This window comes from Vibrio sp. UCD-FRSSP16_30 (assembly GCF_001676025.1).
In the GTDB taxonomy this organism is placed as follows: domain Bacteria; phylum Pseudomonadota; class Gammaproteobacteria; order Enterobacterales; family Vibrionaceae; genus Vibrio.
Genome location: NZ_LZFW01000004.1, coordinates 113,466 through 123,117, shown reverse-complemented (window position 1 = coordinate 123,117; position 9,652 = coordinate 113,466). Strand labels below are relative to the sequence as shown.

Below are 9,652 nucleotides of genomic sequence, written 5' to 3'. Positions count from 1 at the left end.
TCGAACTCCCCATCTTCGGTTTTGATCCGCTTGCTGCTCTTTCCGTTACGGCTGTTTTTTGATTTGGATTGTTGGTGTTTTTCGTAGCCAAGATGCTCATCCATTTCAGCATTGAGAGCTGCTTCAACAGTGATCTTTTTGAGCATCTGACTGAATTCGGTTAAATCTTCAGGGCTTTTAATTCCTTTTGCTGCTTCTTTAGCAAAAGCTTCAAGTGCTTTCTTATCCATGTTGCCTTTCCTTAGCCATTACGGCATTAAGTGTAGGCAGTTACACAGAATTTAGGACAGTCTCGCTAACACTATTACTCTTCAGTCTCAGCATCCGCATCCGTAGATTGACTGCTTTGTTCCATCATTATTGATAGTGTTGGGATTAACTCTTTTAACATTTCTTCTGTCACAGGTTTACCTGCCGCATCAGTCACGTTAATTGAAGTTCGGTTTCCTAAATCACCTAACAAGAATGTGTAAGTTTCTGAGTTATAAGTCAGTGGCTTAGTACCAATACTTTCCCAGAACTCATCATCTGGCGCTGCATAAGACGTCTTAATTGTACCTTGTGATTGGTTACGCTCATCTAATTCAAAGCCTAACGTTGGTAGCAATTCAGGGATTCGCTGCCAGAATACATCGTATCGAGCACGGGCAATAACAATCGGTAATCCGCTACGATCTTTACCTAGGCTCAAAGGTATCACTTTGACCAGTTGCAATGCTTGCTTAGCCGCTTCGGCGCGAACTGCATCATCATAACGAGACATCACAATATTAGTCATGAAGGTGTTATAACGCTCTTTGTCAGTGTAACTGACTGGCATTTCAGTGCTGCCTTCCTTCCAAGCAATTAAGCTAATACGGAAGCCAAAACGAGAATTCGCCTCAAATCGTTCAATAAGATAACGACTACTTAAGGTTTCTTCTTCGTCTTCTTCGTGCCAAACGATCCAGTCGGTTTCAAGGCGATCATCGCTTGAATCAAGAAGCTTAATATCACGAGCTTCAATCATGTCTTTTGCTGTTTGCCAGACTTTATCGCGATCGTCTTGGGTCAATAGCCATAAAGTAACAACGCCATCATTTTGCTCAGTACGAGCACCAGGAATAAGCTCTAGTACTTGCTGAGGAGGGCGAATATCTACTTCTTTGCCAATGCCGCCAACATAGTCACCTTTCGGTATAACGTAGTCAGGGTACACTTCAAGCTGCTGCTCTGGGCTTGATACAATATCAGGCATAGGCGTTGCTTCAAGATACTTAAAATCGTCCTTAGCTTGACGACGCTCTGCTGCATTTTCGGCGCAACCACTTAACATAGCGACAGCCAGTGCACTGATCACTAGCTGATTAACAAACTTCATTGATACTCCTGACCCTTACAACCCATCTAGGTTCGAATCGTAGATAATAGATTTACTTAATATTAGCTTGAGCAAGAGCTGCGTTAACAACCTCTTGGCCTGCTGGCGATAATGGTGTCATTGGCAAGCGCAATAAATCATTTTCGATAAGATTAACTTGGCGAGCTGCCCACTTAACTGGGATTGGGCTAGATTCAACAAATAAGCCGCTATGCAGTCCCATTAAACGTTGGTTAATGATTTCAGCTTCAGCATAGTTATTCTGTTGCGCCAATTTAAACATATCGGCCATATCACGCGCGGCGATATTGTTGGTCACAGAGATAACGCCGTGTCCACCTAGTTTAACGAACTCTAAACCTGTCGCGTCATCGCCACTAAGTAAGATAAAGTCTTCGCCACAAAGTTCCTTATATTTTGCCACTCGGGATAAATCACCCGTTGCATCTTTAAGTGCCACTATGTTGTCTAGTTTTGCCAATCTTGCGACCGTTTCTGGTTGCATGTCGACACCAGTACGACCTGGGACATTATATAAGATGATCGGCACAGCGCTTTCTTTAGCAATGGCTTTAAAGTGCTGGTAAAGGCCTTCTTGTGTTGGCTTGTTGTAATATGGGGTGACACTTAAACAGCCTGCAATACCTGAGTTATTAAGCAAACGGCTAAATGTAATCGCTTCATGAGTTGCATTAGCGCCAGTTCCCGCAATAACTTGAACGCGGCCAGCAGCATATTCAACTACCTTAGTCACGACCTTCACATGTTCATCAACGGTAAGCGTTGCCGACTCTCCAGTTGTGCCTACGGCTACAATTGCAGAAGTGCCCGCATCTACATGGAACTCAACTAAGTTCTTGAGACTTTGGTAGTCCACTTCATCATCGGCATTGAAAGGCGTTATTAAAGCAACGATACTTCCTGAAAACATGATTCACTCCCTAAATTTCATTAATATCGCATGGTACTTGATAGAGATTGGATAACACAAGCGGATATAAGCGCTGGCGTGAAGTTTTTACCATTTATTTGCACACGATAGACTCAATTGAACTTCTATAATGAACAAACGCCCATTAAGTGAAAATTTCTAATATTCACCAACCCAGAAATGAGCGATTCCGTGTAGACTACTAACATTAAATCAGTCAAAGGATACGATTATGGCGCAGCATTTAGTCATCACTGCCATCGGCACAGACCGCCCCGGTATTGGCAATAAAATTATTCATCTTGTGTCCGAGCTCGGTTGTAACATTGTCGACAGTCGCATTGCGCTATTTGGAAACGACTTTACCCTCATCATGCTCATTTCTGGCACCCTATCTCAAATTACTCGTGTCGAGCACTCTTTACCGCAATTGGGTCAGCAACATGACTTAATTACTATGGTTAAGCGCACCTCAACTCACTCAGATTTGATGCAACAATTTACCTTAGAAGCCAATATACAAGCGACCGATAAAATTGGCCTAACAGAACAAGTTACCCACTTCTTTGCCGACAAAGACATCGGTATCAGCTCTTTAAGCGCCCGTACTTTAACTAAAGAAAGCACCGAGTTTGGCGAAGATCAGTTTCAAATTACACTTAGCGCCTCTTTATCTGAAGAGTACAACTTAATGCAACTGCAAGAAGACTTTACCTCTCTTTGTGATTCATTAAATGTAAAAGGCACTCTTAATTTCATCAACAACGGTTAATGTTCAAGGACTTTACATGCAAACTTTAACAGCAGGCTCTCCGGCTCCCGACGTCACTCTTCTGGATCAAGATGACAAAGCCATCTCATTACAAGACCTCAAAGGTAAAAAAGTACTGTTTTACTTTTACCCAAAAGCCATGACCCTCGGCTGCACAGTTCAAGCTCAAGGCTTGCGTGATATAAAAGCCGAACTCGATGCACACAACGTTGTGGTATTTGGCGTCAGCATTGATCCGGTAAAACGCTTAGGTAAATTTATTGAGCGTGACAGCCTTAATTTCACCCTACTATCCGATGAAGACCACAGCGTGGCAGAAGCCTTTGGCGTCTGGGGAGAAAAGGTTGTTCCCCTTAGAAAAAAACAATGACAAAAAACCTTGATAAGTGTTTATGACAAATCTATCTTTGATGTGTGGGTAGCATATCGAGGGTTGTTTTGTGATAAAAACGTACAAAGAAAAATGTTCTGATGTTTATGATGACTACCGACTTCTTTCTGTCGAAGTCGATACATTAGCAAAGCTGAGAATCTCTACAAATACCGATATTCAATCAGGGGAAGTGACACATTCTCCCTACCTTTCCCCTTCCAACCTAGAATCACGCATAAAGAAAACCGATATCATCGTTGCTCCTGACGGTAGAGTGGTTTATCCACAGTCTCTTTACCTAGTCTCTAAATTGCGTGGTGAAGCAGCAGTAAAAGACACAGGCTCAATCGCAAAAGGTTTGCTGGCTTTCACGCGTTATTTGGATTCGACTCACCATTCTCAAGTTGATGAAGATGGTCATGAAATACCATGTGAATACCTAACCTATAAAACCCTATCGAAATACGAAGAAGAAGGTGCTCCCTGGCGATTTGCTGAGTTCCTGCTTGCGAACTGCAATGATATTGAAGGGGCGAATGGCAGCGAGGCTTTTAGCTTATCTACCGCTCGCACCTATATGGGTGTGGTAGTTGGGTTCTATAAGTGGATGCAAAAAAACGGCTACATCAAAAATAACAATGAAAATATCGTTACCCACTACACCACAGAAACAGTGCATCAGGAATTAAACCAACACGATATGCTGGCTCACACAAAATCTGGCTCTCAGCGCACTTATGAAACTTCCAATATAATGAGGATGTTCCCTAAAAAACAAAATACGCCTGCTCACAAAAAGCTCAAGCCCATGCATCCCGAGCACAAAGCATTATTTAATGAACATATAACGCCACTCCCAAAGACGACAAAACTCATCTTTCGCCTATGTGTCGAAGCAGGACTTAGAATAGATGAAGCCATTCACTTCCCAGCTCACGATATCGGAAACGCTGACTACAGTGACTTGGAAGCTGTACCTATCAAAATTACCCACACTAAAGGCAGTAAGGCGCGTACCGTAGAAATCCCCATCGAACTGTACGAAGAGCTAGAGATACACAAAGAAAGCCATGCGCAACTTAAAAACCTAAACAAACGTAATAAGCTTGTTCAAGCAGGCAGTGTAATCGATACCGTTGAGTACCTATTTCTCTCAAACAAAGGTGTGCCTTACTCAGCCAATACACTAGAAACGCACTTTTCAAACCTTAGAAAACAGATTCGCGAAATGGACACATCTTGGTATTACCGAATCCATGATTTACGTTCTACCTTTGCAACTCACTGGCTTTGGGATAAGTCAAAAGAGCGAGATGTTAGCTATGACTACCTTATGGGTGACTTAGCGGAATTGATGGGACACGCGAGTACATCGACCACTGAAAAGTACATTCAGTACATGAATAAGCTAGACGACCAAATCAACACGGCTAAAGCCAAAAACCGCAAAATAAACGGAGGTTGGTCGTAATGGCGAAAAGTAAAATCGCAAAACAGTCCAAAGCCGTCAAGCATGTGCGGAACAATCAAAATGTAGTGCCTTTGAATCTTGAAATTCCGTATAAAGATACAAGATCAACTCAAGTACAGCAGTTCGATGTATCTCATCTATTGCATTTAGGGGGGGAGCAAAGAAAACGAAATTGATGAAGAGCGAATCAACCAAAAAGCTCGTGTCTATTTGAATATCTATGAGAAATTGGCAAACAAGGAAAGAGTTGCAGGCGGTAAAGGCAAAGAGTTTGCTAAAAGCATGACCATAACAGACCGTAACTTATTCACAGACAAAGTGGATAATGACATGCTTTCTCTAAATTTCTGGAAAAATCAAATTCGAAATAAAAAACGACACCTTCATGCGGTTGCACCTGGGATATATTGCACTTCGACCACTTGTGGCTTAAGAACGCTTGTCAACCTAATTGAATGTGTAGATTGCAAGAATGACTACATCGTGGATACCGTATTTGCTGAAGCAAAGCGTAAAGAAGCTGAAATTCACATGCTTTACGATATTGAAAATAATGAACTCACCCCTCAAACTGCCTCTGAATCTTACATTAAAATTCAAGCGGCAGAACGTATTATGAATGATTTAGGTATCGACTATGAGCCAGTCGTTTTTCCTAATGAAGTTAGGGATTTACTCATCCCATTTGGAGTTGTTTCATAATGTCACAGACAACAAAAAAGAAGCTAATTGACGCATTAGAAAGGCTGCTGAGCGGTGATGTAGCAAAGTTAACATCGAGAGAGCTGCGTAATAAGGCGCGAAAAGGCAAACTCAAAATCAACAACAGTAGCGTTGAAAAAGAGGCGGGGCTTTCTGCTGGCGCACTCAGAAGGCACAGCGATGTCGTTCTGATGATAAAGAACAAATCATTAGAAGTACAAGTTGCTCAAGATGAGAATACAGATTCCCCTATTGAGGTGCTTCAAAAGGAAATAAAGGCGCTCAAAGGTGAACGAACGCAAGCCAATAAAAAGAAAAAAGAATATTACGATGAGGCTCAAAGCCATAAGGAGGCATTAGCTGTTCAAGCTGCCACTCATGTAAAAGTAGTTCAAGAGCTGATGGATATGCTGCATGAGAGTCAGCGAGAAAAAGCTATGGATAAAATCGTCTCGACTTGTTTAGACAATGTGGTTACACACCCATTTAGAAAACCAAAGTAGTTAACACTACCATTCAAGGCTGTCCTGTTTGGAGTAATCACTAGACAGGACACTGAATTATCGATAAAAGTGTATGCTCTAACGTAATAAAAATGCTCTAAAAAGGACGTAGTGAAAAACGCTACACAAATACCATTAATTGAGAAAGTAAGGAAAAACAAATGGCAATCGAAGCTGGACAGCTTGCACCAGATTTCACTCTGAATGATCAAGACAATAACCCAGTGACGCTCTCTGAGCTTCAAGGAAAGAAGGTACTACTCTATTTCTACCCACGCGCTTCGACTCCTGGCTGTACCGTTCAGGCTCAGGGATTGCGTGACACGAAAGCTGAACTAGATGCCCACAATGTTGTTGTGCTTGGTATTAGCCCTGACACCCCAAAAAAGCTGACGAACTTCATCAATAAGCAAGAGCTTAACTTCACTCTACTAGCTGATGAAGAACACGAAGTTTGTGAGAAGTACGGTGTTTGGCAACTCAAGAAGTTCATGGGTCGTGAAAAAATGGGCGTTGTAAGAACAAGCTTCCTGATTGATGAGTCTGGCAACCTTGAGCATGTTTTCAACAAGTTCAAAACCAAAGATCACCATGAAGTTGTATTGGGCTACCTAAACAGCAAATAACCGTCCATGAACAATTAACTCTTCAACTTGGGGCAGGCATGATTGGTTACATTCGAGTATCAGATTCACAGAGAGCCGATGGTGAATCTCAAAGAGAAGCTATCAAGGCGTACGCCGCTAAACATGGCATTCAAATATCAGATTGGATCGAAGAACATGTGTCTGCCACCAAGACTGAACTGAGTGAGCGGAAGTTATATCCCCTCATCTCCTCTCAACAAAGTATCATTGTATCGGATATAACTCGCCTGGGTCGCCACAAGGTTATGGAGCTAGTAGGCGCTATAGGCCAGATAGCCTCCTACGGTGAACTGCATTTGGCATACAGTGACACCATCATTAACTCAGAAAACGTTGATAATGCAGAAATCATTTTTACCGTTATTGGGCAGTCCTTTGCCAGTGCCGTCGAGGCCCAGAAGCGCTCTGAGCGAGCCAAGGCAGGTCATGCTAAACGTAAGGCCAAAGGACTATCATCTGGCCGCCAGAAGGGACAGAAGGTTAAATCCAAGCTTGATGAGCATACAGCGCTCATATTGAATATGCTTGATTCTGACAAGTCAAAGGCTGAAATTTTAAGGAAGCTTAGTGACAAAGGGGTACAAGTATCTCGAAGTCGTTTCTACTCTTGGCTGGAAGACCGTAGCCTGCATAACAAGAAGGCAGAGTTTCAGGCAGATTTGTTCACTGAGTAGCCGACTCAATGCTGATTATCCCTTAATCATACTTGGCTAGCTCATTTATGCCCCTTTTCTATTTATAACCATTCCCCCCAAACAGCAAATTTCTTCTTTCGATAACACATTATTCTTATTCGCAAAGTTGATTATTGCCCTAATAGTGGCATGATTAATCTTATTATGACGACATGTGGTTCTGTCGCAAATATACTTAAAGGTGTGACAGAGCTATCCTCCAGAGACAATTATCCTGCGAGTGCGTAGAACCTCTCAAAGGCCGTTTGGCCTTCAATACCTATCTGCTCTTGTTTCAACATCGTCCACACTTCTCGTCCATGTAAACTGGCCAACGCTCCTTCCATTGACTTCCAACCTAAGGCTTGACGTGTTTTCTGCTTCACCCAACGGTGACTCTGCTCTACGATATTGTTTAAATATTTAATGTCCAAAATATCTACCAGTGAGAGCATAAAATAACCCGTCAACCAGAGCTGAATATTCATCGAATCAAGGGCCGCGTAGTTACTCTTACTTCCATCTATAACCATTTTTCTTGGTAAACCATTTTGGACTATAGCCTTATTCAGAAAGGCTTTAGCCGCAGCCTCATCACGATTAGGACTCAGATAATAATCGACCACATGTCCAAATTTATCGACGGCTCGGTAATAATAGACCCACTTGCCCTTTACTTTGATGTAGATTTCATCCATACGCCACGAGTCAGATACCGGCTTCTTTCTACGCCTCGCTCTATGCTCTAACAGTGGTGTGAATTTGATAACCCAACGGTTAATAGTGGCATGATCCACAACGACTCCGCGCTCTAATTGTATCTCTTCAATTTCACGATAACTGAGTTTATAGGCGAGATAATAACGTACGGTTTCGAGAATAACTTCAGAGGGAAAGTGGCAGCCTTTAAATATTAGGATTCAGAGTGTTTAGTGGGAATTGAACAAATCCTAACCTAAAGCCTCAAAGTTTGCGACAGAACCTTGCCAGTTCAATCTCTTCCAAATAGCCAAAGTGCCAATAGAAAGGCATGTAAAAATCCGAAGTGCAGCGACACCATTTGACCCTCTTTACCAAAAATACTTGGTAAAGAGGAAGTCTAAAAGGCTAGCTCGTAACTCTTGGAACGAACCTGCTCCGACTGCCTTATAAGTTGCTGGGTATCATTTGATGCCTTTGTGGAGGCTTGAGCCTAGTGCAGTGAAAGTTGCACGCTGGGTTCTTAGGGAGACGGCACTTGGTAACAAGTGTCGTCCACCCGACCATTGTGTGCCAACACTAACATACCGCTATTATACAGTGAGCTCAGATTGACTTAATTAATCTAATCCAAAAAACCTAGTGCGATACGGGATTTTTTCATAGTTTGCTCTCGAATTTCTCTTTCGGTGGAACTGTTGGAAATAATAGGAGTGGTCATTACATTAGCCCTCAAAATAAGCGTCTTCAGTGCCAGCCATCTGTTAGCTTATGAACAGCATTTTAGTGGACACACCTATAGTCACTGCAATCATCACAAACTTGATAAGCTGTTTACCTTTGGATAAAACCAGCTTTGCACCAATCTTCCCCCCGATGACTTGTCCGATAAACATCAACAAACCAACATCCCAAATAATGTGCCCATCGTAGATAAAGTACAGTAGAGCCGCCAAATTGCTGCTGAAGTTGAGTATTTTAGTTTGGGCGGTTGCCTTCACTAAATTAAACCCTAATAAAAATACTAGAGATATTGCAAAAAAAGAACCTGTTCCCGGACCAAAAAAACCATCATAAAAACCAATAGAAGTCGCAACTACGAGAGTATATACATAAGGTGATATTTTCTTTTCTTGATCAACGTCACCTATATTTGGCGAAAACAAAAAATAGAGGGAAAAGCCAATGAGTAGAAACGGAACGATTAGAGACAGAAAGTCACCACTAATCAAGGTTAAAATCATCCCTCCTAAAAATGAACCTAAGAATGTTGTCAGCATCATCCACTTTACTTCACCAAGCTTAATGTCACCTGTTTTTATGAAATGTAATGAGGCAGATAGCGTCCCACCGACGCCACCTAGTTTGTTAGTAGCAATCGCTGACACTGGAGGTAAGCCACACATTAACATTACAGGTATCGTAATCAGCCCTCCACCACCGGCTAAAGCGTCTATGCATCCAGCGATAATGGCAGCGAAAAATAGGAATAATAATAGTTCACTAGCAAGTTCCATAGT

At 42.1% G+C, this 9,652-nt stretch carries 11 protein-coding genes and 2 pseudogenes; 8 read left to right on the top strand and 5 right to left on the bottom strand.

All coding sequences use genetic code 11. The features are described 5' to 3' along the window. From A9260_RS04155 to dapA, 3 genes are all read right to left on the bottom strand, one after another. A partial coding sequence (locus A9260_RS04155) for a transposase (protein WP_197485246.1) occupies positions 1–230 on the bottom strand: 230 nt, incomplete at its 3' end. 74 nt (positions 231–304) lie between these two features. Then, positions 305–1,360, bottom strand: coding sequence for an outer membrane protein assembly factor BamC (gene bamC / locus A9260_RS04150; RefSeq protein WP_068696495.1), 1,056 nt, complete (start codon positions 1,358–1,360; stop codon positions 305–307). A 52-nt stretch (positions 1,361–1,412) separates the two neighbouring features. Next, positions 1,413–2,291, bottom strand: a complete 879-nt coding sequence (dapA, locus tag A9260_RS04145) for a 4-hydroxy-tetrahydrodipicolinate synthase (RefSeq protein WP_068696493.1) — start codon at positions 2,289–2,291, stop codon at positions 1,413–1,415. A 232-nt stretch (positions 2,292–2,523) separates the two neighbouring features. Here dapA and A9260_RS04140 point away from each other — a divergent pair, with 232 nt between their 5' ends. The 7 genes and pseudogenes from A9260_RS04140 (at position 2,524) to A9260_RS04110 (ending at position 7,433) form a co-directional block, all read left to right on the top strand. Then, entirely contained in the window at positions 2,524–3,063 is a 540-nt protein-coding gene (locus A9260_RS04140) for a glycine cleavage system protein R (protein WP_068696491.1), read from the top strand. Positions 3,064–3,079: 16 nt separating this feature from the next. Next, on the top strand, positions 3,080–3,433 hold the full coding sequence (gene bcp, locus A9260_RS04135) for a thioredoxin-dependent thiol peroxidase (protein WP_082957050.1): 354 nt from the start codon (positions 3,080–3,082) through the stop codon (positions 3,431–3,433). A gap of 70 nt (positions 3,434–3,503) precedes the next feature. Continuing rightward, a complete protein-coding gene (locus A9260_RS04130; RefSeq protein ID WP_068696489.1) occupies positions 3,504–4,907 on the top strand; it encodes a tyrosine-type recombinase/integrase in 1,404 nt (467 codons plus the stop codon). Between the two features lie 165 nt (positions 4,908–5,072). Then, positions 5,073–5,609 (top strand): annotated as a pseudogene (locus A9260_RS04125) (site-specific integrase); the annotation flags it as partial. Next, positions 5,609–6,112 carry a bacterioferritin comigratory protein gene (locus tag A9260_RS04120; RefSeq protein ID WP_068696485.1) on the top strand — a complete coding sequence of 168 codons (504 nt, stop codon included), beginning with the start codon at positions 5,609–5,611 and terminating at the stop codon, positions 6,110–6,112. The pseudogene A9260_RS04125 and the gene A9260_RS04120, both read left to right, overlap by 1 nt. Positions 6,113–6,273: 161 nt before the next feature. Beyond that, positions 6,274–6,738: a thioredoxin-dependent thiol peroxidase gene (gene bcp / locus A9260_RS04115; protein WP_068696484.1), complete on the top strand. Its 465-nt coding sequence runs from the start codon at positions 6,274–6,276 to the stop codon at positions 6,736–6,738. A gap of 38 nt (positions 6,739–6,776) precedes the next feature. Further along, positions 6,777–7,433, top strand: coding sequence for a recombinase family protein (locus A9260_RS04110; protein ID WP_068696483.1), 657 nt, complete (start codon positions 6,777–6,779; stop codon positions 7,431–7,433). A gap of 230 nt (positions 7,434–7,663) precedes the next feature. Here A9260_RS04110 and A9260_RS04105 read toward each other — a convergent pair whose 3' ends face one another. Further along, entirely contained in the window at positions 7,664–8,353 is a 690-nt protein-coding gene (locus A9260_RS04105; RefSeq protein ID WP_082957049.1) for an IS6 family transposase, read from the bottom strand. A 64-nt stretch (positions 8,354–8,417) separates the two neighbouring features. On the opposite strand from A9260_RS04105, the pseudogene A9260_RS16570 reads away from it, so the two are divergent. Then, positions 8,418–8,585 (top strand): annotated as a pseudogene (locus A9260_RS16570) (group II intron reverse transcriptase/maturase); the annotation flags it as partial. A gap of 311 nt (positions 8,586–8,896) precedes the next feature. Here the strand turns inward: A9260_RS16570 and A9260_RS04100 are convergent. Then, positions 8,897–9,649, bottom strand: coding sequence for a TSUP family transporter (locus tag A9260_RS04100; RefSeq protein WP_068696481.1), 753 nt, complete (start codon positions 9,647–9,649; stop codon positions 8,897–8,899). Between the last annotated feature and the right edge of the window lie 3 nt (positions 9,650–9,652).